The organism is Shimia sp. (assembly GCF_965227725.1).
Taxonomy (GTDB): Bacteria; Pseudomonadota; Alphaproteobacteria; order Rhodobacterales; family Rhodobacteraceae; genus Shimia.
In genome coordinates, this window is the sequence record NZ_CBDDGH010000005.1 from 311,135 (window position 1) to 333,822 (window position 22,688).

The 22,688-nt window shown below is 60.2% G+C and carries 26 protein-coding genes; 13 read left to right on the top strand and 13 right to left on the bottom strand.

What is annotated here, in order from left to right; translation table 11 throughout:
• Positions 1–12 precede the first annotated feature (12 nt).
• From rlmB to ACO07T_RS11820, 3 genes are all read left to right on the top strand, one after another.
• On the top strand, positions 13–804 hold the full coding sequence (gene rlmB, locus ACO07T_RS11810) for a 23S rRNA (guanosine(2251)-2'-O)-methyltransferase RlmB (RefSeq protein ID WP_422049578.1): 792 nt from the start codon (positions 13–15) through the stop codon (positions 802–804).
• A 97-nt stretch (positions 805–901) separates the two neighbouring features.
• Positions 902–1,258: a hypothetical protein gene (locus tag ACO07T_RS11815; RefSeq protein WP_422049579.1), complete on the top strand. Its 357-nt coding sequence runs from the start codon at positions 902–904 to the stop codon at positions 1,256–1,258.
• Between the two features lie 382 nt (positions 1,259–1,640).
• Positions 1,641–2,108, top strand: a complete 468-nt coding sequence (locus ACO07T_RS11820; protein ID WP_422049580.1) for a CoA-binding protein — start codon at positions 1,641–1,643, stop codon at positions 2,106–2,108.
• Between the two features lie 22 nt (positions 2,109–2,130).
• Here ACO07T_RS11820 and ACO07T_RS11825 read toward each other — a convergent pair whose 3' ends face one another.
• From ACO07T_RS11825 to hisF, 4 genes are all read right to left on the bottom strand, one after another.
• A complete protein-coding gene (locus ACO07T_RS11825; protein WP_422049581.1) occupies positions 2,131–3,873 on the bottom strand; it encodes an ATP-binding protein in 1,743 nt (580 codons plus the stop codon).
• 98 nt (positions 3,874–3,971) lie between these two features.
• Complete coding sequence (locus ACO07T_RS11830; protein WP_422049582.1) at positions 3,972–4,511, bottom strand: hypothetical protein; 540 nt, start codon at positions 4,509–4,511, stop codon at positions 3,972–3,974.
• A 67-nt stretch (positions 4,512–4,578) separates the two neighbouring features.
• Positions 4,579–4,896, bottom strand: a complete 318-nt coding sequence (locus tag ACO07T_RS11835; protein ID WP_422049583.1) for a phosphoribosyl-ATP diphosphatase — start codon at positions 4,894–4,896, stop codon at positions 4,579–4,581.
• Positions 4,893–5,690: an imidazole glycerol phosphate synthase subunit HisF gene (gene hisF, locus ACO07T_RS11840; protein WP_209078136.1), complete on the bottom strand. Its 798-nt coding sequence runs from the start codon at positions 5,688–5,690 to the stop codon at positions 4,893–4,895. Before hisF ends, ACO07T_RS11835 begins: the two co-directional genes overlap by 4 nt.
• A gap of 143 nt (positions 5,691–5,833) precedes the next feature.
• On the opposite strand from hisF, the gene ACO07T_RS11845 reads away from it, so the two are divergent.
• Positions 5,834–6,280, top strand: coding sequence for a DUF302 domain-containing protein (locus ACO07T_RS11845; RefSeq protein WP_422049584.1), 447 nt, complete (start codon positions 5,834–5,836; stop codon positions 6,278–6,280).
• A gap of 21 nt (positions 6,281–6,301) precedes the next feature.
• On the opposite strand, the gene ACO07T_RS11850 is transcribed toward ACO07T_RS11845, so the two are convergent.
• From ACO07T_RS11850 to hisA, 3 genes are all read right to left on the bottom strand, one after another.
• Complete coding sequence (locus ACO07T_RS11850; RefSeq protein ID WP_422049585.1) at positions 6,302–6,778, bottom strand: DUF2867 domain-containing protein; 477 nt, start codon at positions 6,776–6,778, stop codon at positions 6,302–6,304.
• A 72-nt stretch (positions 6,779–6,850) separates the two neighbouring features.
• On the bottom strand, positions 6,851–7,153 hold the full coding sequence (locus tag ACO07T_RS11855; protein ID WP_422049586.1) for a hypothetical protein: 303 nt from the start codon (positions 7,151–7,153) through the stop codon (positions 6,851–6,853).
• Positions 7,150–7,872 (bottom strand): 1-(5-phosphoribosyl)-5-[(5-phosphoribosylamino)methylideneamino]imidazole-4-carboxamide isomerase, encoded by a 723-nt coding sequence (gene hisA / locus ACO07T_RS11860; RefSeq protein ID WP_422049587.1) that lies wholly within the window; start codon positions 7,870–7,872, stop codon positions 7,150–7,152. Before hisA ends, ACO07T_RS11855 begins: the two co-directional genes overlap by 4 nt.
• A gap of 167 nt (positions 7,873–8,039) precedes the next feature.
• Here hisA and ACO07T_RS11865 point away from each other — a divergent pair, with 167 nt between their 5' ends.
• Complete coding sequence (locus ACO07T_RS11865) at positions 8,040–8,432, top strand: DUF2147 domain-containing protein (RefSeq protein WP_422049588.1); 393 nt, start codon at positions 8,040–8,042, stop codon at positions 8,430–8,432.
• Between the two features lie 69 nt (positions 8,433–8,501).
• Here the strand turns inward: ACO07T_RS11865 and ACO07T_RS11870 are convergent, their stop codons facing one another.
• Complete coding sequence (locus tag ACO07T_RS11870) at positions 8,502–9,038, bottom strand: peroxiredoxin-like family protein (protein ID WP_422049589.1); 537 nt, start codon at positions 9,036–9,038, stop codon at positions 8,502–8,504.
• A 122-nt stretch (positions 9,039–9,160) separates the two neighbouring features.
• On the opposite strand from ACO07T_RS11870, the gene ACO07T_RS11875 reads away from it, so the two are divergent.
• A complete protein-coding gene (locus tag ACO07T_RS11875; RefSeq protein WP_422049590.1) occupies positions 9,161–9,865 on the top strand; it encodes an AraC family transcriptional regulator in 705 nt (234 codons plus the stop codon).
• A gap of 100 nt (positions 9,866–9,965) precedes the next feature.
• Here the strand turns inward: ACO07T_RS11875 and hisH are convergent, their stop codons facing one another.
• On the bottom strand, positions 9,966–10,604 hold the full coding sequence (gene hisH / locus ACO07T_RS11880; RefSeq protein ID WP_422049591.1) for an imidazole glycerol phosphate synthase subunit HisH: 639 nt from the start codon (positions 10,602–10,604) through the stop codon (positions 9,966–9,968).
• Positions 10,605–10,653: 49 nt separating this feature from the next.
• A complete protein-coding gene (hisB, locus tag ACO07T_RS11885) occupies positions 10,654–11,241 on the bottom strand; it encodes an imidazoleglycerol-phosphate dehydratase HisB (RefSeq protein ID WP_422049592.1) in 588 nt (195 codons plus the stop codon).
• 135 nt (positions 11,242–11,376) lie between these two features.
• On the opposite strand from hisB, the gene ACO07T_RS11890 reads away from it, so the two are divergent.
• Positions 11,377–11,616: an Lrp/AsnC ligand binding domain-containing protein gene (locus ACO07T_RS11890; RefSeq protein WP_209060590.1), complete on the top strand. Its 240-nt coding sequence runs from the start codon at positions 11,377–11,379 to the stop codon at positions 11,614–11,616.
• 84 nt (positions 11,617–11,700) lie between these two features.
• Here the strand turns inward: ACO07T_RS11890 and guaD are convergent, their stop codons facing one another.
• On the bottom strand, positions 11,701–13,017 hold the full coding sequence (guaD, locus tag ACO07T_RS11895) for a guanine deaminase (protein ID WP_422049593.1): 1,317 nt from the start codon (positions 13,015–13,017) through the stop codon (positions 11,701–11,703).
• A 218-nt stretch (positions 13,018–13,235) separates the two neighbouring features.
• On the opposite strand from guaD, the gene mgtE reads away from it, so the two are divergent.
• Both mgtE and ACO07T_RS11905 read left to right on the top strand, forming a co-directional pair.
• Positions 13,236–14,636 carry a magnesium transporter gene (gene mgtE / locus ACO07T_RS11900; protein WP_422049594.1) on the top strand — a complete coding sequence of 467 codons (1,401 nt, stop codon included), beginning with the start codon at positions 13,236–13,238 and terminating at the stop codon, positions 14,634–14,636.
• Positions 14,637–14,646: 10 nt separating this feature from the next.
• Positions 14,647–15,219, top strand: coding sequence for a 5-formyltetrahydrofolate cyclo-ligase (locus ACO07T_RS11905; protein WP_422049595.1), 573 nt, complete (start codon positions 14,647–14,649; stop codon positions 15,217–15,219).
• A gap of 73 nt (positions 15,220–15,292) precedes the next feature.
• Here ACO07T_RS11905 and ACO07T_RS11910 read toward each other — a convergent pair whose 3' ends face one another.
• Entirely contained in the window at positions 15,293–15,529 is a 237-nt protein-coding gene (locus tag ACO07T_RS11910; RefSeq protein WP_422049596.1) for a DUF333 domain-containing protein, read from the bottom strand.
• Between the two features lie 195 nt (positions 15,530–15,724).
• On the opposite strand from ACO07T_RS11910, the gene ACO07T_RS11915 reads away from it, so the two are divergent.
• From ACO07T_RS11915 to ACO07T_RS11930, 4 genes are all read left to right on the top strand, one after another.
• Positions 15,725–16,912 carry a hypothetical protein gene (locus ACO07T_RS11915; protein ID WP_422049597.1) on the top strand — a complete coding sequence of 396 codons (1,188 nt, stop codon included), beginning with the start codon at positions 15,725–15,727 and terminating at the stop codon, positions 16,910–16,912.
• Between the two features lie 104 nt (positions 16,913–17,016).
• Positions 17,017–17,835, top strand: a complete 819-nt coding sequence (locus tag ACO07T_RS11920; RefSeq protein ID WP_209078147.1) for a TIGR00282 family metallophosphoesterase — start codon at positions 17,017–17,019, stop codon at positions 17,833–17,835.
• 15 nt (positions 17,836–17,850) lie between these two features.
• The gene (locus tag ACO07T_RS11925; protein ID WP_422049598.1) at positions 17,851–18,729 is read left to right on the top strand and encodes a DMT family transporter; all 879 of its coding nucleotides are present in this window, start codon (positions 17,851–17,853) and stop codon (positions 18,727–18,729) included.
• Between the two features lie 212 nt (positions 18,730–18,941).
• Positions 18,942–20,720, top strand: coding sequence for an SLC13 family permease (locus ACO07T_RS11930; RefSeq protein ID WP_209078149.1), 1,779 nt, complete (start codon positions 18,942–18,944; stop codon positions 20,718–20,720).
• 229 nt (positions 20,721–20,949) lie between these two features.
• On the opposite strand, the gene lpdA is transcribed toward ACO07T_RS11930, so the two are convergent.
• On the bottom strand, positions 20,950–22,680 hold the full coding sequence (gene lpdA / locus ACO07T_RS11935) for a dihydrolipoyl dehydrogenase (protein WP_422049599.1): 1,731 nt from the start codon (positions 22,678–22,680) through the stop codon (positions 20,950–20,952).
• Positions 22,681–22,688: the final 8 nt, after the last annotated feature.

Below are 22,688 nucleotides of genomic sequence, written 5' to 3' on the forward strand. Positions count from 1 at the left end.
AGGTGCAGAGCGATGAAAAAACCCAAGTGGGTCGTGGAAAAAGAACAGGCCAAGCGCAAAGAGGCGTCAGAAACCGTCTGGTTGTTCGGTTTGCACGCGGTGCGGGACGCACTGGCGAATCCCGCGCGGGAAAAATTGCGCCTGATCGTGACCAAAAATGCGGCGGATAAATTGGCTGAGGCCATCGCCGCCTCCGGCATCACACCCGAAGTGGTGGATCCGCGCAAATTCAAAGCCCCGATTGATCCGCAATCGGTGCATCAGGGCGCCGCGCTTGAGGTGAAACCGCTCAACTGGGGGCGCCTCTCCGATGTGGCGATCGCCTCTGATGACCGTCCGCAGCGGCTGATTCTGCTCGACCGGGTGACCGACCCGCATAATGTGGGCGCGATTCTGCGCTCTGCCGAAGTGTTTGGCGCGCTGGCCGTGATTGGCACCCGCCACCACTCTGCACCGGAAACTGGCGCGCTGGCAAAAACCGCCAGCGGGGCACTGGAACGCCAGCCGTATCTGCGCGAGCGCAATCTGGCGGACACCATCACGGCGCTGCAGAACATGGGCTATCTGGTGCTGGGCATGGACGGCGAGGCGGAACACACCATCGAGCAGGCGCTTGAGGGCAAGCGCGACATGCCCATCGCGCTGGTTCTGGGCGCAGAAGGCCCGGGCCTGCGGCAGAAAACCAAAGAGACTGTGGATCAACTGGTGAAAATCAATTTTGCCGGCGCGTTTGGCTCGCTCAATGTCTCCAACGCTGCGGCTGTCGCGCTTTATGCCTCGCTGCCGCAAAGCGCTCAAAGCTGAGCGCGGCGTGACGCCTCTTCCTCTTGCCAAAAATATCCCCGCCGGAGGCTCCCAAGGGCGCGGCGCAGTGCTTAGGTAGAGGCAGAAACACCAGAACGTGGAGGAGGGGCTCATCGCACACGCATCCAAAATCGCCACTTGCTGTTATTGCGGCACCCGCGCGGCCCTTGTGCTGCGCGGCGATGCCCGCCACGAGCTGGCCTGCTCCAATTGCGGCGCGCCTCTGCATGATCTCAAACATCTGCGCATGAGCGCTGTGCAGGAGGCGCCGCCCAGAAGCAAAGACAAGGGCGAGAAGCGGCGCAAAGCCAAATCGCCCGACTATGCTGCCTACAGCGCAAAATCGGCCAGCAAGCCGCCAAAGAACAAGAAACGCCCAAAACGCAAAAAGAAATCCACGGTGGGTTGGTTTCTGAAAGAAGCTTTTGATGTGATTGAAGACATCTTCGATTGAGCCGTTGGCGCGGCCTACGGTATCGCCGCGCCAGCTTCTGCACCTGAAGATAGGCCGCTGTTATGGCTCAACAAACCCGCTCAAACCGGCCGCGTCATAGGTGCAATTGTAAAGATTTTGGTAACGCTATCTTCACATGAATCTGATCATCTCTTCACATCCAGTTCTGCGATCTTATGTAGAGTAACAGGAAACACAGCCATCGGAGCCGCTGTGTTTCGCTTCACTGTCCCTCGTTCCGAACCTGCGCCCAAGGTCCCCCCTTGGGCGTTTTTTTATCTGACATCCGGATGTGCCTGCGACCATGTGCTATAAAAGTGCTTTGAGCGCGGCGTTGCGAATAAGCGTTTCAAGTCTCACACAGGTGTTCTAGCGTGCCTCCATGAGCGACACAGACGATTTTCTCCGCAAGATTCTCAAACGCAGCAAAGTGATTGCCGTTGTCGGCGTCTCCATGAATACGGTGCGGCCCAGCTACTATGTGGCGCGGTATCTGTCGCTGAAAGGCTACCGGGTCATTCCGGTCAATCCGGGCCACGCGGGCAAAACACTCTTTGGGGAAACCGTGGTGGCCGATTTGTCGGAGATTTCAGCGCCTGTGGATATGGTGGATATCTTCCGACGTTCAGAAGCGGTGCCGCCGATTGTCGATCAGGCGCTTGCCCATTTGCCGACGCTCAAAACGATCTGGATGCAGATCGGTGTGGAACATGCCGCAGCGGCGGCCAAGGCAGAGGCACAGGGGATTGATGTCATCCAAAACCGCTGCCCCAAGATCGAATATCAGCGCCTCTTTGGAGAGTTGCGCATGGGCGGTTTTGCCACCGGTGTGATTTCTTCCAAACTCTAGCCGTTGGAGCGAGGCGATGTGATCAGGCCGCGCTGACGTCCGTATTGCTGCGGTCCAGCAGACGGGCCATGACTTTCACCAGCTCATCTTTGCGATAGGGTTTGCCCAGACAGGCATTCATACCCGCTTTCAGATAGGCGTTGGTCTGTTCGGGCAGGATGTTGGCTGACAGCGCCACAATCGGCGTGCGCTGGTTGGGGCCGGGGCCGCTGCGCAGGATGGTCGCCGCTTCCACACCGTCCATATCCAGAAGCTGGATGTCCATCAGGATCAGATCGTAGCGCCGCGTTGCGCAGAGCTGCAGGGCAGGGCGGCCATCATCGACCACATCCATGGTGATCTGCATGCTCTCCAGAAACCGGCGCACGATCAGCTGGTTGGTCTTGTTGTCTTCCACCACCAGCACATGGGTGCCGGCGAAATCAGTGGCGGAGGGCTCACCTGCGTCACCCACGGGGAGCGCAGGCTGGCTCTCCTGCGCATCTGCTTCGATCAGCGGGAAGGTGAACCAGAAGGTGCTGCCCAGCAACGGGGTGCTGTTCACACCAATCCGGCCGCCCAGCAGCTCCACCAGCTCTTTGCAGATCGCAAGCCCCAACCCCGTGCCACCAAACTCGCGGCTGGTGGCGGTGCTGGCTTGCTCAAATTTGTTGAACACCCGTGTCTGCGCCTCCTCAGTGAGGCCAATGCCCCGGTCTGTCACCGAGACCCTGACAAAATCCCCATCCCGGATCATCTCGCAGCGTATGTCGCCCTCTTTGGAGAATTTGATCGCATTGCTCAGCAGATTGGTGATCACCTGATTGAGCCGCACCGGATCCCCGCGTAGGCAGCTTGGCAGGCGAGGATCCTGATAGACTTTGAGCTCAAGTCCCGCCGCCGTGGCCGCCGCCTGCTGAGACTGAACCGCCGTGGTCAAAAGCGCATCGCGCGCAAACGGGATCTGCTCAATGGTGATGCCATCCGCCGCGATCTTGGAATAGTCCAGAACGCCGTTGATCAGCCCCATCAGGTTCCGTCCGGAGCTGCGCCCTATCTGCACCAGTTCTTTCTGCTCAGGGGTCAGATCCGTTTCATCGAGCAGCTGAAGGACGCCGCTTAACCCATTGAGAGGAGTGCGGATTTCATGGCTCATCTTGGCCAGAAACTCAGATTTCTGAGCATCCGCCAGCTGCGCCTCATCGCGCAGCTCTTTGAGGTGGACCTCTTTTTTGTTCACCTCGGTGAAATACATCGACAGCCCGGCCATCAATGTGCAAAGCGCTGCGGTCATCGCCAATGTGCCTTCCACGGGAAAGGCGTCAAAAACAATCGACAGCACCAGAAAATTCACCACCATCAATGCCGTTGCAATGCGCGCAGTGAATCGCCCGACAAGGATCAGCAGGATAATAGGCGGCCCGATCAGAAACAGCTCCCGCCGCCAGATGTCAGAGCGATCCGCGATCAGCAGGTATTCCATGTGGACCCAGAAAATCGCCACCAGCACAAAGGCCGCCAGACGCAGGTTATGGGTCCGGTGCCAGATCGCGGGCACGGTAAAATAGGTCAGGCAGAACAGGTTGGAGATCAGGACCCCATGATCCGGCAGCGTGTCAGAGATATAGTAGACCGGAATGCTGTGCAGCAGGCCGATTGTCCCCACAATCAGGGAAAAGACACAGACCAGGCGTGTCCGGGCGTGGTCGAAATTGTCGTCGACCGCCATCTCCGGCCAAAAGTAGGCAAGGAATGCGCTGGAAATCGCCTTGAGTGGTTTGGTCATGCTCAATCGTACTCGTGATCACTGCCGCTGTAACCCAGCAAGCGTTAAAGCCTGCTGAATACATATAGCGGAACTCTGTTCCAAAATGCGTGAATTATCTATCTGAGGCCCTTGGCGGCAAAGACTTTGTTGCGTTCTTCCCAGACGTAACGCTCATCTTCCAGAACCGGCGACCAATATAGGTATCCGCCATACCGCCAGGGGTCGAGCACGATGCCCTCGCGCATGCTGTCGCCCTTTGCACTCACAATCACCGTGCTGTGTTCGATGCGAATATTATCATGATTGGCGATGGCGCGGTGCAGCGTCAGGCTTTGCAGGTCTTCCTGACGCAGGCGCGCCTCAAGGTCATCGGCCCAGTGCCAGCACAGCCCACGCGGCCTAAGCCCTTGATTGACCTTGGTGTTGTGGATCAGAGGGCCGTCGGTGACATTATAGGCCACGCGCAGCTCCAGCGGGTATTCATAGGCGATGCGCGCCACGCGGTTGGCCTCATCGAGGTCCACATCAGCGTCAAGCGAGAGGATTTCCTGTGCCAGCCTGGTGGGATTCGGCCTCAAGGCCTCTTGGGGCACGCCACATGCTGTCAGAAACAGGGCCGCAATAAGCCCCCAAATCACCAATCCCAAACGTGTCATACCGCCTGCCTCAAATACCAGTTGGCCACCTATAGGAACCCTCCGGACTTGGCAATTGCGGCCCGTATCACGCTTTGGTGCGCGCCGCTTTTTCGGCAATGCCGCTCATGCCTTGCCGCCGTGCCAGCTCCGCCAGCACATCCTCCAGCGCCACATCCCGCGCCTCCAGCATCACCAGCAGGTGAAACAGCACATCCGCCGCCTCATAGGTCAGCTTCTCGCGGTCGCCTTTTACGGCTTCGATCACCGCTTCAATGGCCTCTTCGCCAAACTTCTCGGCGCATTTCTCCGGGCCTTTGGCCAAAAGCTTGGCGGTCCAGCTGCTTTCCGGGTCCGCTTTGGCGCGCTCGGCAATGGTGGCCGCAAGATCGTTCAGAACACTCATGTCAGCCTCATTGGGATACCGGCGTCATGCATATATTGCTTGGCTTCCTGCACGGTGTATTCGCCAAAGTGGAAAATCGATGCGGCCAGGACCGCGCTTGCGCCGCCTTTGGTCACGCCCTCCACCAAATGGTCCAGATTGCCGACGCCGCCCGACGCAATCACCGGCACGTTGACCGCATCGCTGATCGCTTTGGTCAGCGGCAGATTGAAGCCCGCCTTGGTGCCGTCGCGGTCCATTGAGGTCAGCAGGATTTCCCCTGCGCCTTTGGCCACCACCAGCTTGGCAAATTCCACCGCGTCAATCGGGTTGCCGTCCTGATCCAGCGCCGCCTTGCGACCGCCATGGGTGAAGATGCCCCATTTGTTCGGCACGCCGTTTTCATCATGGCCAATGGTCTTGGCATCAATTGCACACACAATGCACTGGCTGCCAAATTGCGCTGAGGCTTCAGCAATAACATCGGGGTTGGCCACAGCGGCGGAGTTGAAACTCACCTTATCCGCCCCCGCCAGCAACAGCCGCCGCACATCGGCCACCGTGCGCACGCCACCGCCCACGGTCAGCGGCACAAAGCATTGCTCGGCGCAACGCTGCACCATGTCGATCATCACGCCCCGGTTGTCATGGGTCGCGTGGATGTCCAGAAAACAGATTTCATCCGCGCCAGCGGCATCATAGGCGCGCGCGGCTTCCACCGGATCACCGGCATCGCGCAGGCCAACAAAGTTCACACCTTTGACCACACGGCCATCAGCGACATCCAGACAGGGAATGATGCGGGTTTTTAGCATTGGGCACCTCTTTGCGCCCTCATACCCGCTTATCCGCGGGACGCCAAGAGCGCGGTTTTTTCGCTTATCGAGAAAACGTGATTGGCAAATCGCGCTATGATGTCGTGACTGATCCCACGATCTCATTTTTGGAGCAGATCACCATGAAAAATATTCTCATTGCAGGAGCCATTGCCTTGTCTTCCACCCTTCCGGCCCAAGCGGAGCTTTTGTCTGTCCCGTCCAACAAATCGGTCGCGCAGACCGTTGATGCGCTGGCCGCCGCCGTGGAAAACGCCGGTGCCAAAGTCTTTGCGCGTGTGGATCACGCAGGCGGGGCCGCCAAAGTGGGCGCAGAGCTGTCTGATGCGGAGCTGCTGATTTTTGGCAATCCGAAGATTGGCACCCCCGCCATGCAGGCAGACATCAAGGCCGGGTTGTTCCTGCCGCTCAAAGTGCTGGCCTATGAGGACGCACAAGGGCAGGTCCTCCTGACCTATGAAGATCCGGCGCAGATGTTCGCGGGTCTGGATATTGCCGAGGATGCCGCCTTTATCGCCACCATGCGCGGCGCTCTGGCCAAGCTGACCGCCGCAGCGGCGGGCGAGTAACTCGTTCGGGGGCTGCGGGCGTCAGCCCGCGACCCGACGAAGCGCATCTCGTATGATCAGCACGTGAAAGGGCATGATCGTCGCCAGATAGAGGCGGCCCGTCAGGTTGTGCCGATGCACCCATGTTGACAGATAGACATGCTCCCCCGTGCTGTAGATCGACACACGGAAATCCAGATGGTGATCGTTGAACCCGGCGATCACCTCCTGATCCGTCTGCGCTTCAATCGGGAAAATGCCAACATGATCCGCGCCCGCATGGGCGTCCTCGACATCTGATGGGCCTTTGAGGCCCAGCGGAGCCACCAGCTTATTGCGCAGCGCCACCAACACCTGTGCCCAGTCGGGAAAACGCGTGACTTCGTCTGCCGCCGCACGCGCGGGCAGGGCGCATTTTGCGCGGTAACAATCCAGAAAATCGCCCTCTGCCACGCGGCTCTGCAGCAGACTGTCCGCTGGCAGCTGCGCTGCGCTGACTTTGGTGAATGCGCCCAACATTTTGCAGCTCCTTTTCGTCGCCTCACCTCAAAATCTGGGGGTGGGAGCCTTTCGAAGCCAGAGGACCAATCGTCACGCCTTGGGGGCTGCGCGGCGTCTCAGGTCGGCGGCAATCATCAGGATCAGGGCCAGCATGGCCACAAATCCGATCGGCAGCGTCAGCACAACAAGCCCCGCCTTGGAGTAGGCCGCGTTAAGCTGGCTGGCGATATTGACGCCCTCCACCCAGCAGCCGTTCTGCTGGAGCGCCAGCCCAAAGTCACAGCCGTGTTTTTCCGCCGTGCTTTGGGCCCAATACACATATGCCGCCGGGATCAGGGAGAGGGCCAATATCAGGCCCAGCCCCCCATAGACGATCCGGCGGCGCAGGCTCATGCCTTCAGAACTTTCAGCGCCTCAGCCAGATCAATCGCCCCGTCATAGAGCGCCCGGCCCGAAATCGCCCCGTTCAGCGCGGCACCACAGTCCTTGAGCGCCTGCAGGTCTCCCAGAGAGCTCACACCACCGGAGGCAATCACAGGGATCGAAACAGCCTGCGCAAGCGCTGCGGTGGCCTCCACATTGGGGCCTTTCATTGCGCCATCGCGCATGATGTCGGTGTAGATGATCGCTGCCACACCTGCGTCCTCAAAGGATTTGGCCAGATCGGTGACCATCACGTCGGTCTCTTCGGCCCAGCCCTTAGTCGCCACTTTGCCGTTGCGCGCATCAATGCCCACAGCCACTTTGCCGGGGAACTCCTTGGCCGCTTCGCGCACCAGATCGGGGTTCTCAACCGCCACGGTGCCGAGGATCACGCGGCTCAGGCCTTTGTCGATCCAGCGCGCGATGGTGGCCATATCGCGGATGCCGCCGCCCAGCTGGGCTGGCACATTGGTCTGCTTCAGGATCTCTTCCACCGGCGCGGCATTCACCGGCTCCCCGGCGAAAGCGCCGTTCAGATCGACCAGATGCAGCCATTCACAGCCCGCGTTGACAAACTCCATCGCCTGCGCGGCGGGGTTTTCATTGAACACGGTCTCTTTGTCCATGTCGCCATGCAGCAGGCGCACGGCATTGCCGTCTTTGAGGTCGATGGCCGGGTAGAGGATCATAAGCGGGCCCTGTTTTGTCTGAGTGATTGTTGGCCAAGCGTGTGGCACGGTCTTGCTCAAATTGCAACGCGGCTGCCCGATTGTGGCTTTGTTAAATGACCCAAAGTCACAGTTGATCGGAATCAGCCCCTGTCGCAGGCTCCACCGCGTCAACATGGGAGGACCTGATGAAAAAGACACTACTGGCCGCGGCCATGACCCTCGCCGGCACCGTCGCCGCCTTTGCCGATCCGGTTGAAGGCGTCTGGGAAACCGAGCGTTCCGCAGGCGAAGACTTCCTGCATGTCAAAATCGCAGCCTGCGGCGAGGAAATCTGCGGCACCATCCACAAAGCTTTTGACGCCGATGGCGCAGCCAACGCGGGCTATGAGCATCTGGGCAAGAAGATGATCTGGTCCATGGGTGCTGACGGTGGCGGAGCCTACTCCGGCGGCAAAATCTGGGCACCGGATGTGGACAAGACTTACAAATCCAAAATGTCCCTCAGCGGCAACACCCTGAAAGTCAAAGGCTGCGTGGCCGTGATCTGCCGCAGCCAGAGCTGGACCCGCGTGAACTAAACGCGACGCTTACCCAGTTAGAAGAAGGCGCAGAGCGATCTGCGCCTTTTTTTGTTTGCGGCTCAGTCTTTAGAGCGCACCTGTGTATTCGCCACGCGCCGGATAGTTGTTGGCAATCGCAAAATCCAACGCCCCCACCAGTTCCGAAAAATGCGGCCGCACAAAGGGCATGGTCTGCACAGAACCGTAGTAAAGTGCCTGCTCAGGGCTCACCATGAACAGCCCGGGCTCGGAAAATAGGGCCGGCTCTTCGATCCCGATCGACGTCTTGCCACGCGACGTGGAGATATAAAGCCCCCATTTTTTGGCTTCCGTCAGCGGCAGGTCATAAGCAAACCGCAACCCCTTGGCCTCAATCTTCTCCACCATCTCCGCCGCGCGCTCTTCACCATCGCTGCTGACCGCCACACAGGTCACACCACGCTCGGCAAAAGCATCAACCAGCTTTTCCAGCTCTTTCAGATAGTTGGCGCAAATCGGGCAATGCAGACCGCGATAAAAACACACCACAGTGCCGCGCTCTGAGCCTTCGCTGGCCAGATCAAATGTGCCGCCGCCCACAAGCGGCAATGTCAGGTCGGGGGTCTTCTGGCGGGGAATGAGCATGAGGAACTCCTGGTAATGGTTAAAAAAACGGCATGCTTGTGTTATTGCAGTATTCTGGGCACATTAAATCCGAATAATCGTGCTGAAAATCCGAGGTGCCCTTGGACCGTTTAACCACATTAATGGATAAATTTCACCTAACGGTGCGCAGCGCCCCGCTTGATCGTGCCAATCTTCTGGTTTTTGGCGATGCTGAGGGTGCGCCGCTGGACGTGGTGTTCTGGCCGCGGGGCCGTAGGGGGCGTGTCGCAGACACGGCCGCGATCTTTGCTGCGGAGGTTGACTGGATGGGGCGCTCAAATCCGCTGATGGCGTCTTTGCCGGAAACGCTGCGCTATGATCTGCGCGATGAGGGCGACAGCCGCGCGCTGGTGCGGCTGATGGCCGAGGAAACCGCAGGCAACCGCTGCGGCGCACAATCGGTGGTCAATCGGCTCGGTGAGGCCCTGATGGTGCGGCTGCTGCGCGATCAGATTGCCAAAGGCAGCACTGAGGCCGGGTTGCTTGCCGGGCTGGCCGATCCGCGCCTGTCCCGCGCCATTGTGGCGATGCATGATCAGCCCAGCCACCTCTGGAGCAACGCGGATCTCGCCGCGCAGGCCGGGCTTTCACTCTCGCGCTTCTCAGAGCTCTTTGCCGCCACGGTCGGGGAAACGCCGATGGGCTATCTGCGCCGCTGGCGTTTGATTCTGGCTCATCAGGATATTCTGCGCGGCGATCGTGTAGATGCCGTGGCGCGCCGCTACGCCTACGCCAGCCCGGAAAGCTTCACCCGCGCCTTTCGCAAAGCCCATGGCGCAGCGCCATCTTCCTTGCGCGCCGCCTGAGGCCCCTGCGGCCCCAAGGCTTCTCATTCTTAAAATATCCCGGGGAAGCCACCGCTCGCGGTGGCAGGGGCAGAGCCCCTAAAGCGCTTCACAGAGCAGCTTAAGGCGCCCACTTCAGAAAGTTGCCAATCATCCGCAGACCAATGTCCTGGCTTTTTTCGGGGTGGAACTGCATTCCCACCATCGTGTCCCGGCCAATGATCGCGGTCACGTCGCCGCCGTAGTCCACATGCGCCAGACGTTCTTCCGCCTTGGTCACATGGAACTGGTAGGAGTGCACAAAATAGGTGTGATCGCCGCTCTTGATCCCATCGAGCAGCGCGTGCGGGTGGTCAATCACCAGATTGTTCCACCCCATATGCGGCACCTTCAGGGCTGTGTCGCTTGGCGTGATGCGTTTCACATCGCCTTCAATCCAGCCCAGTCCTTCGGTCAGCTCATACTCATGGCCCCGGCTGGCCATCAGCTGCATGCCCACACAGATGCCCAGAAACGGACGGCCTTTGGTTTCGACCGCTTCCACCATGGCGTCATAGATGCCCTTGTGCCCGCGCAGCTCTGCGGCGCAGGCCGGGAAAGCCCCGTCGCCGGGCAGCACCAGACGGTCCGCCTTGGCCACCACCTCGGCGTCAGAGGTCACCACAACCTCGCCGCCATCCACCTCCGTCGCCATGCGCTGAAAGGCTTTCTCGGCGGAGTGCAGATTGCCGGATTCATAGTCGATGATCGCGGTCAGCATAAGCGAACCCTCTAAATGTCTTTTTTGATCTCAAACGTAGGGTGCGCTCTCAGAGCGCACCTTTGGTCGAAGGAATAGCATCCGCCTTACGCGGGTCCACCTCAACCGCTTCGCGCAGCGCACGCGCCACCGCTTTGAAGGCGGCTTCGGCAATGTGGTGGCTGTTGAACCCGTGGATCTGGTCCACATGCAGGGTGATGCCGCCATGGGTCGCAAAGCCCTGGAAGAACTCGCGCACCAGTTCGGTGTCAAAGGAACCGATCTTCTGGGTTGGCATCTCAAGGTTCCAGATCAGGAAAGGCCGCGCGGAGAGATCCAGCGAGGCGCGCACCTGCGCGTCATCCATCGGCAGGTGGCAGGTGGCATAGCGACGGATGCCTTTCTTGTCACCCAAAGCCTGTGTCAGCGCCTGACCCAGCGTGATGCCCACATCCTCAACGGTGTGATGGTCATCAATGTGATAGTCGCCCTCGGCGCGGATCGTCATATCAATCAGGCTGTGGCGCGACAGCTGGTCCAGCATATGGTCAAAAAAGCCCACACCGGTTTTGTTGTCATAGGTGCCGCTGCCATCCAGATTGATGTCCACGGTGATTTTGGTTTCCGCGGTGGCGCGGGTCACGCTTGCCTTGCGCATGGGAGACGTCCTTCGCTCTCTGTATTGCCGCGCCCTTATAGGGGCGGGCAGGGGGCAGGCCAAGGGGGCGGATTTTCAGATTGTGAGGCAGGTGGCATTTGTGCCAGTTTGAGGCCAAATCAAATGAGGGCCTTCATGACCACCTGCGTCTTTATCCAGATCCGCTGCAAACCCGGCACCACCTACCGCGTCGCCGAAGAGATTGCGCTGAAGGAAATCCACTCCGAGCTGCATTCCACCAGTGGTGACTACGACCTCCTGATGAAGCTCTATATCCCCGAAGGCGAAGATGTGGGTAAGTTCATCAACAGCCACATGCTCGACATTCCCAACATCGAACGCACGCTCACGACGCTTACGTTTAAGGCGTTTTGATCGCAAAAGCCGCAGGGCACAGCGGAGGGTGGCCTCTGTTGGAGGCCTTCGGCGAGAGTATTTTGGGCAGAATGAAGGCTTAGTTTAGGTGAGCCTTCCGCCAATCCAAGTTGCCGCAATCGCGCGGTCATCTCCCATCATGATGGTCGGGAAAAGCGCTTCCCAGAGATCCTCCGCGCGTGCGGCGCGTTGGGCGATCTCTGGCGTGCTGGCGAGGTCCAGCACCACAATGTCAGCCTCCATCCCCGCTGCCAAATTTCCGATCTGATCTGCCATATGCAGGGTCTGGGCAGAGCCTTGGGTGGCCAGCCACATCAGCTCGGCCGCATGTAGAGGGTGGTGGCGCAGCTGTGCCACCTCATAGGCCGTCGCCATGGTGCGCAGCATGGAGAAGCTTGACCCGCCGCCGGTGTCAGAGGCCAGCCCGATCTTCTGCCCTTGGGTCATCAGCCCTTTGAGGTCAAACAGCCCCGAGCCAATAAACGTGTTGGAGGTCGGGCAATGGATCAATCCCGCACCGACCTCTCGCAGCCTATCTTTCTCGCGCGGCTCAAGGTGGATCGCATGACCATAAAGCCCGCGCGCGCCCAGCAGGCCAAACTGCTCATAGGTATCAAGGTAATCCCGCGCCTCAGGAAACAGCTCCCGCACCCAGGCGATTTCGTCTGTCTGCTCGCTCAGGTGGGTCTGCATCAGGCATTCGGGATGCTCGGCCCAGAGCGCGCCAAGCGCCTCCAGCTGTTCGGGCGTGGAGGTTGGCGAAAACCGTGGCGTGATCGCATAGCTGATCCGCTCCACACCGTGCCATTTCTCAATGAGCGCCTTGCTGTCGTCATAAGCGCTCTGCGGTGTGTCGCGCAGCCCGTCAGGCGCATTGCGGTCCATACAGGTCTTGCCCGCCACAACCCGTTGCCCCCGGCGCTGGGCCTCGCTGAAAAACGCCTCCGCCGACTCCGGATGAATGGTGCCATAGCTCGCCATCGTGGTGACGCCATGCCGTGCGGTCAGATCAAGATAAGTCTTGGCGATCTGATCCGCATAGGCGCGATCTTTGAACCGCATCTCTTCTGGGAAAGTGTAGCTGTTCAGCCAATCAATCAGCCGCTTGCCCCAGCTCGCGATGATGCCGGTCTGCGGATAATGCACATGGGCATCCACAAAGCCTGCACAGATCAGCTGATCGCCATAGTCCACCACCTGCACCTCGGGATGGGCGGCTTTCAGAGCTGCGCCATCCCCAACCGCGGCGATCTTGCCATCCCGGATCAAAACACCCCCGTGGGGCAGGTGCCGCACCGCGCTCTCAATCGGCGTTTCAAACGGGCTGGCGGCAAAAGACAGGGTCTGACCAAGCAGCAAAACAGGAGGGGGCATCACGGCAAACTCCGCAGTATCGGGCATCATTTCATCACGGGGCGCAGGCCGCTGTCAGGGCGGGCCTTTTTTGGCGTCAAAACCGTCGCATCCCATTGAGTTCTCTCCCTGCTTTAAACTATGGTCCGGGCCAAGTCCAAGCCTCGTCCGCGCCGCGCCAGAGGGCTGGGCGGATCAGAGCAAACGCCCCGCAGCCACCGATGAAATTCGCGGCGCTCAAGCGGCAGAACGAGAGAGCAGGTGTCATGACCCAAGCCATCGATCAGACCGCCGAGATTGCTGCTGAGACCGAAGAGCAGGACGACTACACCCTGAGCCCGAAACTGGTGGCCGGTGTGCTCTATGCCATTGAGGCGGGTGACCGGGCCACGCTGCTCGATCTGATGGAGCCGCTGCACGCGGCGGACATCGCCGACCTTCTGGAACAGATCAACGCCTTTGACCGCCGCCGCCTTGTGCAGCTTTACGGAGCGGAGTTTGACGGGGAGATCCTCTCCGAACTGGATGAAGGTCTGCGCGAAGAGGTGATGAACGTCCTGCGCCCGGATGTTCTGGCCGAAGCGGTGCGCGATCTTGAAAGCGATGACATCGTTGATCTGGTCGAGGATCTGGATGAGCCCCAGCAGGAAGCCATTCTTGATCAGCTTGAGGATGCCGACCGTGTCGCGGTGGAACAGGCGCTCAGCTATCCGGAGAACACCGCTGGCCGTCTGATGCAGCGCGAGACCGTGTTTGCCCCGGAGCACTGGACCGTGGGGGAGACCATCGACTTCCTGCGCAACGCCGAAGAGCTGCCGGAGCAGTTTTACCATGTGATCCTTGTCGACCCGCGCATGAAGCCCGTGGGCAATGTCACGCTGGGCAAACTCATGTCCTCGCGCCGTGATGTGCTGATGGCGACCTTGGTGGAAGAGGTCTTTCAGGTCATCCCGATCACCCAGGACGAAGAAGACGTCGCCTATGCCTTCAACCAGTATCACCTGATTTCCGCCCCTGTGGTGGATGAAGACGAACGTCTGGTCGGGGTGATCACCATTGATGACGCCATGGTGGTGCTGGATGAGGAACACGAGGAAGACATCCTGCGCCTTGCCGGTGTGAGCGATGAATCCAGCCTCTCAGATACGATCTTCAACGCCGCCAAAGGCCGAGCCACATGGCTGTTTGTGAACCTGCTGACCGCCATTCTGGCCTCGGGCGTGATCAACCTCTTTGCCGATACGGTGGATCAGATGGTGGCGCTAGCGGTGCTGATGCCGATTGTGGCCTCCATGGGCGGCAATGCCGGCACCCAGACCATGACCGTCACCGTGCGCGCGCTCGCCACCAAAGACCTCACAGCACAAAACGCCATGCGGGTGATCTGGCGGGAACTTTCTGTGGGCGCGCTCAATGGGGCGCTCTTTGGCTTTATCATGGCGCTGGTGGCAGGGGCGTGGTTTGGCGTGCCGATGCTGGCTGTGGTGATTGGCGTGGCCATGCTGCTCACCCAGATTGCCGCCGCGCTGGGCGGCATTCTGATCCCCATGGCGCTCGACCGTATGAACATCGACCCTGCCTTGGCCTCCGGCCCCTTTGTCACCACGGTGACAGATGTTGTCGGCTTCTTCCTTTTCCTCGGGCTCGCCGCCCAGGTCCTTTTGTGAGTGACTGACCATGACCCCTGAATTGACATTGAACGACCAGAAAGCCGCCGCCCGCAAAGCCGCATTTGCCCGCCGTAAGGAGGCCTTTGCCATGGCAGGCCCCGGTCAGGCCGGGCATCTCTCTGAAGTGCTCGCAGGCCATCGCGGTGTGCCGCTGGCGGGCTATATGCCGATCCGCACCGAGATTTCACCACTTGCCGCCATGGCAGAGGCCGCGGCCCATGGCCCTGTTGGGGTGCCTGTCATTCAGGGCGAAGCCATGCCGCTCAAATTTTCCCGCTGGGAACCTGACGCGCCGCTGCGCGATGGACCGTTTGGGGCCAAAGTGCCAGAGGTGGATGATTATTTTGAGCCGGAAATCGTGATTGTCCCGCTGGTGGGCTTTGATCTCAAGGGCGGGCGTCTGGGCTATGGTGGCGGCTTTTATGACCGCACACTGGAGCTGCTGCGCAGCCGCCGCGCCACATTGGCAATCGGCTTTGCCTTTGAAGAGCAAATGGCGGAGGCCCTGCCGCTGGAAGCCACCGATCAGCCACTGGATATGGTGATCACCCAAAGCCGGGTGATCGAGTTTTCTCGCTGATCAGGCACCGCCCGTCGCGCCACATCGAACGCGCTGGGCGATGTGACCGTAAGGATCAGGTCGCCCGTTTAAATCAGGTCGCCTGCGTGCGGAAGTATTCCCAGGCATCGACCGCCTGACCGCTTGGCAGGATGCAATAGCCCACGGCATTGCCGTCCGCATCTTGGCGGATTTCATACTGGTTGCCTTTGTCCACACAGAGCGTCGCCGCCGGATTGGCCAGATTGGTGGGATCATTGGGGTAAGGCTCGGTGCAGCCAGCAAGGGCGAGGGCACCAGCGGCGGCAGTCAGGGCTAGGATGGGTTTCATAATTCACCTGTGGTTGGAATGACTTGCCCCAAGATACCGCGTCAGGCGCATAGGGCAAGATTGGATGTGGCCTGCGCGCTCCGGCGCTGTTGTCGCTGGCAAAATGTGGCTTGCGCAGTCTTTCCGCAGTTCGCGCCAAATTCAGCCATAATTGGTTGTGATTAGTCTCCATACACGCATAGCGAGTTTGGAACTATGATCAAAGATCTGGCGCAGGCCCTTCAGGTTGTCCTTGTGTTTGACAATACACGACAGTTCAAGCGCCAGTTCAAAGCGCTTGAGCGCCTCATTCCACGCCTGCAGGACGCGCTCAAGGACTATGGCCCCTGGACCAGCTTAAAAGGCTATAATTCGCCCAACCATCTGGGGCTGGCCACGGATCAGGTGAATGTCACGCTGGAGCGGTTTGACAAGCCTTTGCCGCAGGATGGCTTTTCTTCAGTGCTGTCCAACGCGCTTACGGCGACGCTGCGCCCTGATCTGTTTCAGGCGGTCAAACAGCACAAGCGGGCCATCCTGATTGAGGTCGCTGCAGGTTCAGTGCCCGGTATTGCCGCTGCACTGGCCAACAGTGGCGCGGACAGCGACTTCATTGCCAGTCTCGGCCCCATGTTAGGGGATGTTGCCAACACCGACAGTTTTGAGCGTCGGCTGCTGATTGCCCAGACCGTTGCCACGGCCTTGATTGGCGAGATGATGCCCTCTGCGGTGCATTGGTGTCAGTCCCATCAGCTGCTGGACGGGGCCACATTTGTGAAACTGGCCTCCGTCGGCTTTAATCCCGTGCTCTATGTCGCGCCTTTTCCCTTTGGGGCTGGGGCAGGGCCTGACGGCCCCCAGAAGGTCGGCCTGCGCGCCATTGGCTCACAGCATTTTTTGGGAAAAGAGGTGATCTTTGCCCCGGAGGACACCGACCCGCAGCAGCTGTTTCAAAACCATCAGCATATTCTGGAGTTCCTGACCTATTGCCGCGCGCTGGGGCGCATTCTGGGAGATATGGAAACCTTCAGCACTGATGCGCCGGGGGCTGATGTGATCGAGGTGCGCCACAATGCAGACAACCCTCAGTTTCCCAACGGCTACATCGAGCTGCGCAGACGGTTGCCCGACGCGCCCAAGCCCCGCAGCGTGGTGACTACGCAGATGCTGAGCGAGCAACAGCTCAGCGCGGCGGTGCGCGGCGACCGCAACGCCCTGCCCAAAAACACGCAGCAACCGGCAGAGGTCGGCCCTCAAAGCCTGCGCAGCAAGCTCCGGTTCCTCTATGCCACCCTGCGCTATCACCGGGTCGGTCGCCTGCTTGCAGGGCTTGTGTTTCTCTACATCCTTTTCACCCAATTCCCCGCGCCGGAGTTTCTGGTCGCCTATGTTGAGGGGCGCTGATTGGTGCGCTGATTGGTGTGCGGTGCCACGGGATGCGCAGGAATGCGCGCCGGTGGTGGTTCCTCCCTTGAGGTGAGCCGCGATCAGGGATAGGACCATCCCCCATGAAAATGCTCTTTCTAGGTGATGTGATGGGCCGCGCAGGACGCGCGGCTGTGGTGGAACGCCTTCCCAAGCTGCGGGAAGACTGGCGGCTCGATTTTGTCGTGGTAAACGGCGAAAACGCTTCCAACGGCATGGGGCTGTCTGGCGCCCACGCCAAGGCGCTGCTCGATGCCGGGGCCGATTGCCTCACGCTTGGCGATCACGCCTTTGACCAGAAAGACATGCTGCAATTCATCCAGTCGGAGCCGCGCATCATCCGCCCGCTGAACTACGCCCGTGGCGATGTGCCGGGCAAAGGGTTCCGCGTGTTTGAAGCGCGCGGCGGGCGCAAGGTGCTGGTCACCCAGGCGCTGGGACAGGTCTTTATGAAGCAGCCTTATTCCGATCCGTTTTCCGCCGTGGATCAAGTGCTTCGCGCCCATCCGCGCGGCGGCATGGTGCAGGCCGCGATCGTCGATATGCATTGTGAGGCCACTTCCGAGAAGATGGGCATGGGGCATTACTGCGATGGCCGTGTGAGCCTTGTGGTGGGCACCCACACCCATGTGCCAACGGCAGACACCCAGATCCTGCCCAAAGGCACGGCCTTTCAGGCGGATGCGGGCATGTGCGGCGACTACAACTCCGTCATCGGTATGGAAAAAGAAGAGCCCATGCGCCGCTTTGTCACCGGCATGCCCAAGGCGCGGTTCACGCCTGCGCTGGGGGAGGCGACGCTTTCAGGGGTTTATGTGGAAACCGACGACCGCACCGGCGCCGCCACCCGCATCGAGATGGTGCGTCAGGGCGGCAGGCTCAGCCAGTCCGGCCCAAGCTGACGCCTTTAGCAGCCCATGTCGCCCCTGCAGTTTAGCGCAATCCTGCTGGCCATTGGCACCGGTTGGGGGCTCACACAGCCGCTGGCAAAAATCGCAGTGTCTGAGGGGTACCAGCCGCTTGGGCTGATCTTCTGGCAAATGCTGATTGGCGCGGTGTTTTTGTTTGTGTTGCGGCTGCTCACCGGCAAATCCGTCGCCCTACCACGTGACAAACTGTGGTTCTTCCTGCTGATCGCCGCGCTTGGCACATTGATCCCCAACAGCTTTTCCTACCGCGCGGCGGCGGAACTGCCCTCCGGTGTCATGTCCATTGTGATCTCGCTGGTGCCGATTGTCGCCTTTCCCATGGCGCTCCTCTTTGGGGTGGACAGGTTCAACTGGCCACGCCTGATCGGCTTGCTGGCAGGGCTTGCAGGCGTGGTGATCCTGTCAGAACCCGCCGCACTGCCGGATCCCGCCATGGCGCTCTGGTTGCCCATCGCGGTGATTGCCCCGGTCTGCTACGCGCTGGAAGGCAACGTGGTGTCGAAATGGGGGATGCAGGGGCTGGGCGCTGGCCATGTGCTCTATGGCGCAAGCGTGGTGGGCGCCATATTGGCCCTGCCGCTGGCGCTGGCCTCCGGTCAATTCATTGATCCGCGCACCGAATGGACCGCGCCGGAGTTTGCGCTGGTGCTCTCGTCAATCATTCACGCCTGTGTCTACACCGCCTATGTCTGGCTGGTGTCCCGCGCAGGCGCGGTCTTTGCGGCGCAGGTCTCTTATGTGGTGACCGGCACAGGCGTGCTCTGGGCGATGATCTTGCTGTCTGAGCGCTACTCGCTCTGGGTCTGGGCGGCGCTCGCGCTGATCCTGACCGGCATGACCCTCGTGCGTCCGCGACAGTCTTCCTGATCTGCAGAGGAGGGGGCTTTGCCCCCATCGCGGCGGGGCCGCGATCCCCCCAGAGTATTTTGGGCAGAATGAAGAGCGGGGTGAAGCGCAAGGCGCCATGACGTTGCTGTCAGACTGAGCAAAGCGCGCTATTCCTGCTGATTGGAAACGAAAACCGCTTGCCCGGCATCGGCGCCATGATAAAACTTGCCCGCTGATAAGGGCTGAGCACTATGGATCTTTTTGCGTTTTCTCAAACCACACAGGCGGTCTTGGCTCTGCTGACGGTGGCCAGCATGTTTGTGCTGTTCCTCAAGGAAGTCTACCCCACAGAGGTGGTTGCCATTGGCGGGGTGGCGGTTCTGTTGTTCCTCGGCGTGCTGCCTTATGAGGCCGCCTTGGGTGTGCTCTCAAACCCTGCGCCATGGACAATTGCCGCAATGTTCATTGTCATGGGCGCCTTGGTGCGCACCGGGGCCCTGTCGACCTTCACACAGCTCGCAGACGGGCAGGCCAAACGAAACCCCGCGCTGGCAATTGTGATGCTTTTGGGGTTTGTGATCGTTGCCTCGGCCTTTGTGTCCAACACGCCGGTGGTGGTGGTGATGATCCCGGTCTTCACCCAGCTTGCGCGCACATTGGGAACTTCGGCCTCTAAGTTGCTGATCCCGCTCAGTTATGCCGCGATCATGGGTGGGACGTTGACCCTGATTGGCACCTCCACCAACCTGTTGGTGGACGGCGTGGCCCGCGATCAGGGGCTCGAGCCGTTCTCGATTTTTGAGGTCACACCGCTGGGCCTGATCATTGTGGCTTGGGGGATGCTCTACCTCTATGTCATCGGCCGTCGCCTGCTGCCGGAGCGTGCAAGCATGGCAGACCTGCTGTCCAACCGCAGCCAGATGAAATTCTTCACCGAGGCGGTGATCCCGCCGGAAAGCAACCTTGTGGGCCGGGAGGTCACCGGGGTGCAGCTCTTCAAGCGCGACGGCGTGCGCCTGATCGACGTGATCCGCGGGGACACCTCCCTGCGCCGCAACCTCAAAGAGGTGACCCTGCAGGTCGGCGACCGCGTGGTGCTGCGCACCAAGATGACCGAGCTTTTGAGCCTGCAGCGCAACAAATCGCTGAAACGGCTGGATCAGGTCGGCGCGGTGGAAACCACCACAGTTGAGGCGCTGATCACACCGGGCTGCCGCATGGTCGGCCGCCGCCTTGGCTCCCTGCGTCTGCGCCGCCGCTATGGTGTCTATCCGCTGGCGGTGCATCGCCGGAACCAGAACATCGGCCAGCAGCTCGACCAGCTTGTGGTGCGGGTGGGGGACACGCTCCTGCTGGAAGGCGCGCCGGAAGACATCCAGCGCCTGTCGGCGGATATGGATATGGTGGATGTGTCCCAGCCCTCTGAGCGGGAATACCGCCGGGGCCACGCGCCGATTGCCTTGGGCGCCATGGCGGGCGTTGTGGTGCTTGCAGGCTTTGGTCTGGCACCGATCCTGCTGCTCTCGCTGCTGGCGGTGGCTGTTGTTCTGCTGACCCGCTGCATTGATGCGGATGAGGCCTTCTCCTTTGTGGATGGCCGGCTCCTGTCGCTCATCTTTGCCATGCTGGCGATTGGGGCGGCCTTGTCCTCCTCAGGGGCGGTCTCGCTGATTGTCACCAGCCTTGCCCCGGCGCTTGAGAACCTGCCGCCCTTCCTGCTGGTCTGGGCGATCTATTTGCTGACCTCCGTGCTGACCGAGCTTGTCTCCAACAACGCTGTGGCGGTGGTGGTCACCCCCATCGCGGTGGGGCTGGCACAGGCCATTGGCGTTGATCCGCGCCCGCTGGTGGTGGCGGTGATGATCGCGGCCTCTGCAAGCTTTGCCACGCCAATCGGCTATCAGACCAACATGCTGGTGTTCGGCCCGGGCGGCTACAAGTTCACCGATTTCATGCGCGTCGGCATTCCGTTGAACCTGTCGATCGGGCTGTTGGCCTCGCTGTTGATCCCGGTCTTCTGGCCGCTGTAAGGGCAGGGAGGCCGCGCGTTGCGCGGCGAGGGTTTTGAGGCGGAGGCGACGCGCGCTCCGTTAAGCTCTCGCCATGCGTGCAATCCGCACATCAACACCGACGCAATACCGTAGGGATACCGACGCGATACCGAACCGCCTTTTGGGCACACTGAGTCGGATTAACCTTTCCCAAAAGAAAAAGCGCGCCCTCAAGGAAGGCGCGCTTTGGCAGAAAACAGGTGTTTTCTTATTTCTTTTTGCGCGGTGGCATCAAATCGGTGATCGTGCCCTCAAACATTTCCGCCGCGAAATTCACCGTCTCACTCAGGGTGGGGTGGGGGTGAATCGTGTGGCCCAGATCAACTGCATCCGCGCCCATTTCGATGGCCAGCGCCACCTCGGCGATCAGGTCACCAGCGTTGGGTCCAACGATCCCCGCGCCAATCACGCGCTCGGATTCTTCGTCGAAAATCAATTTGGTAAGGCCTTCGGAGCGGCCAAGGCTGAGCGAGCGGCCAGATGCGGCCCATGGGAACACACCCTTGCCAACCTTCAGCCCTTCGGCCTTGGCTTGGGTCTCTGTGACGCCCACCCAGGCAACCTCAGGATCGGTGTAGGCCACCGACGGGATCACCCGCGCATCAAAGTGGCGTTTGTGCCCTGCGGCCACCTCTGCAGCGACTTTGCCTTCATGCACAGCCTTGTGGGCGAGCATCGGCTGGCCAACCACATCGCCAATGGCAAAAATGTGAGGCACACCAGTGCGTTGCTGGCTATCGACCGCGATAAAGCCGCGCTCATCCACTGCCACGCCAGCCGCAGCGGCATTGATTTTTGTACCATTTGGGCGACGGCCCACCGCAACAAGAACTTTGTCAAAAGTATCAACCACTTCGCCCTTAGGGCCTTCCATGGTGACCTCAAGACCAGCGTCCGTTGCATTAACCGCAGTGACTTTGGTCTTGGTTAGGATCGCCTCATAGCGCCCCTCAATCCGCTTGTGCAGCGGTTTGACCACATCTTTGTCAGCCCCGGGAATGATCTGATCCATGAACTCGACAATTGTGACTTTGGAGCCAAGCGCATCGTACACCGTGGCCATTTCCAGGCCGATGATGCCGCCACCCAGCACCAGAAGGCGCTCTGGCACGTCTTCCAGCTCCAGCGCGCCGGTGCTGTCGATCACGCGGGGATCGTCATGCGGGATGAAGGGCAGGGTGACGGGCTCAGACCCGGCGGCGATCACACATTGATCAAAGCTGACGGTGGATTTTTCACCATCGTTGTCCACCTCGATCATGTTGGGGCCGGTGAAAGTGCCAAAGCCGTTCACAACCTGCACCTTGCGGGCTTTGGCCAATCCAGAAAGGCCGCCAGTCAATTGATTGACAACACTTTCTTTCCAGCCGCGCAGCTTGTCGAGATCGACCTCAGGTTTGGCAAAGCTGATGCCGTGATCGCCCATTTCCTCTGCTTCGGTGATGACTTTGGCCGAGTGCAGGAGCGCCTTGGACGGGATACAGCCCACGTTGAGGCAGACACCACCAAGGGAGCTGTCTTTCTCAATCAGCACAACTTTTTTGCCCAGATCCGCCGCGCGGAAGGCTGCTGTGTAACCGCCGGGGCCAGAACCCAGCACGACCACTTCGGCATGCACATCACCGGCACCGGTTGCGGTGCCAGTTGCGGCCACGGTTTGTGGTGCAGCAGGCGCCGCCGGAGCTGCCGCCTTGGGCGCTTCTTCCGCACCTTCAGCGTCCAGAACGATGATCAGGCTGCCCTCAGAGACATTGTCGCCTTCGGCCACCTTGATCTCTTTCACCACGCCAGCGGCGGGGGAAGGCACTTCCATCGTGGCCTTGTCGCTTTCCAGCTCGATCAGCGGATCCTCTGCGGCGACAGTGTCGCCAACAGAGACCAGAATAGAAACCACAGGAACTTCGGAAAAGTCACCAATATCAGGTACTTTGACGTCCATAGTGAAGT

Coding starts and splice junctions, on each gene's coding strand:
- rlmB (WP_422049578.1), top strand. CDS start 13: ATGAAAAAACCCAAGTGGGTCGTGGAAAAAGAACAGGCCAAGCGCAAA.
- ACO07T_RS11820 (WP_422049580.1), top strand. CDS start 1,641: ATGAGCGACACAGACGATTTTCTCCGCAAGATTCTCAAACGCAGCAAA.
- ACO07T_RS11825 (WP_422049581.1), bottom strand. CDS start 3,873: ATGACCAAACCACTCAAGGCGATTTCCAGCGCATTCCTTGCCTACTTT.
- ACO07T_RS11830 (WP_422049582.1), bottom strand. CDS start 4,511: ATGACACGTTTGGGATTGGTGATTTGGGGGCTTATTGCGGCCCTGTTT.
- ACO07T_RS11835 (WP_422049583.1), bottom strand. CDS start 4,896: ATGAGTGTTCTGAACGATCTTGCGGCCACCATTGCCGAGCGCGCCAAA.
- hisF (WP_209078136.1), bottom strand. CDS start 5,690: ATGCTAAAAACCCGCATCATTCCCTGTCTGGATGTCGCTGATGGCCGT.
- ACO07T_RS11845 (WP_422049584.1), top strand. CDS start 5,834: ATGAAAAATATTCTCATTGCAGGAGCCATTGCCTTGTCTTCCACCCTT.
- ACO07T_RS11850 (WP_422049585.1), bottom strand. CDS start 6,778: ATGTTGGGCGCATTCACCAAAGTCAGCGCAGCGCAGCTGCCAGCGGAC.
- ACO07T_RS11855 (WP_422049586.1), bottom strand. CDS start 7,153: ATGAGCCTGCGCCGCCGGATCGTCTATGGGGGGCTGGGCCTGATATTG.
- hisA (WP_422049587.1), bottom strand. CDS start 7,872: ATGATCCTCTACCCGGCCATCGACCTCAAAGACGGCAATGCCGTGCGC.
- ACO07T_RS11865 (WP_422049588.1), top strand. CDS start 8,040: ATGAAAAAGACACTACTGGCCGCGGCCATGACCCTCGCCGGCACCGTC.
- ACO07T_RS11870 (WP_422049589.1), bottom strand. CDS start 9,038: ATGCTCATTCCCCGCCAGAAGACCCCCGACCTGACATTGCCGCTTGTG.
- ACO07T_RS11875 (WP_422049590.1), top strand. CDS start 9,161: ATGGATAAATTTCACCTAACGGTGCGCAGCGCCCCGCTTGATCGTGCC.
- hisH (WP_422049591.1), bottom strand. CDS start 10,604: ATGCTGACCGCGATCATCGACTATGAATCCGGCAATCTGCACTCCGCC.
- hisB (WP_422049592.1), bottom strand. CDS start 11,241: ATGCGCAAGGCAAGCGTGACCCGCGCCACCGCGGAAACCAAAATCACC.
- ACO07T_RS11890 (WP_209060590.1), top strand. CDS start 11,377: ATGACCACCTGCGTCTTTATCCAGATCCGCTGCAAACCCGGCACCACC.
- guaD (WP_422049593.1), bottom strand. CDS start 13,017: ATGCCCGATACTGCGGAGTTTGCCGTGATGCCCCCTCCTGTTTTGCTG.
- mgtE (WP_422049594.1), top strand. CDS start 13,236: ATGACCCAAGCCATCGATCAGACCGCCGAGATTGCTGCTGAGACCGAA.
- ACO07T_RS11905 (WP_422049595.1), top strand. CDS start 14,647: ATGACCCCTGAATTGACATTGAACGACCAGAAAGCCGCCGCCCGCAAA.
- ACO07T_RS11910 (WP_422049596.1), bottom strand. CDS start 15,529: ATGAAACCCATCCTAGCCCTGACTGCCGCCGCTGGTGCCCTCGCCCTT.
- ACO07T_RS11915 (WP_422049597.1), top strand. CDS start 15,725: ATGATCAAAGATCTGGCGCAGGCCCTTCAGGTTGTCCTTGTGTTTGAC.
- ACO07T_RS11920 (WP_209078147.1), top strand. CDS start 17,017: ATGAAAATGCTCTTTCTAGGTGATGTGATGGGCCGCGCAGGACGCGCG.
- ACO07T_RS11925 (WP_422049598.1), top strand. CDS start 17,851: ATGTCGCCCCTGCAGTTTAGCGCAATCCTGCTGGCCATTGGCACCGGT.
- ACO07T_RS11930 (WP_209078149.1), top strand. CDS start 18,942: ATGGATCTTTTTGCGTTTTCTCAAACCACACAGGCGGTCTTGGCTCTG.
- lpdA (WP_422049599.1), bottom strand. CDS start 22,680: ATGGACGTCAAAGTACCTGATATTGGTGACTTTTCCGAAGTTCCTGTG.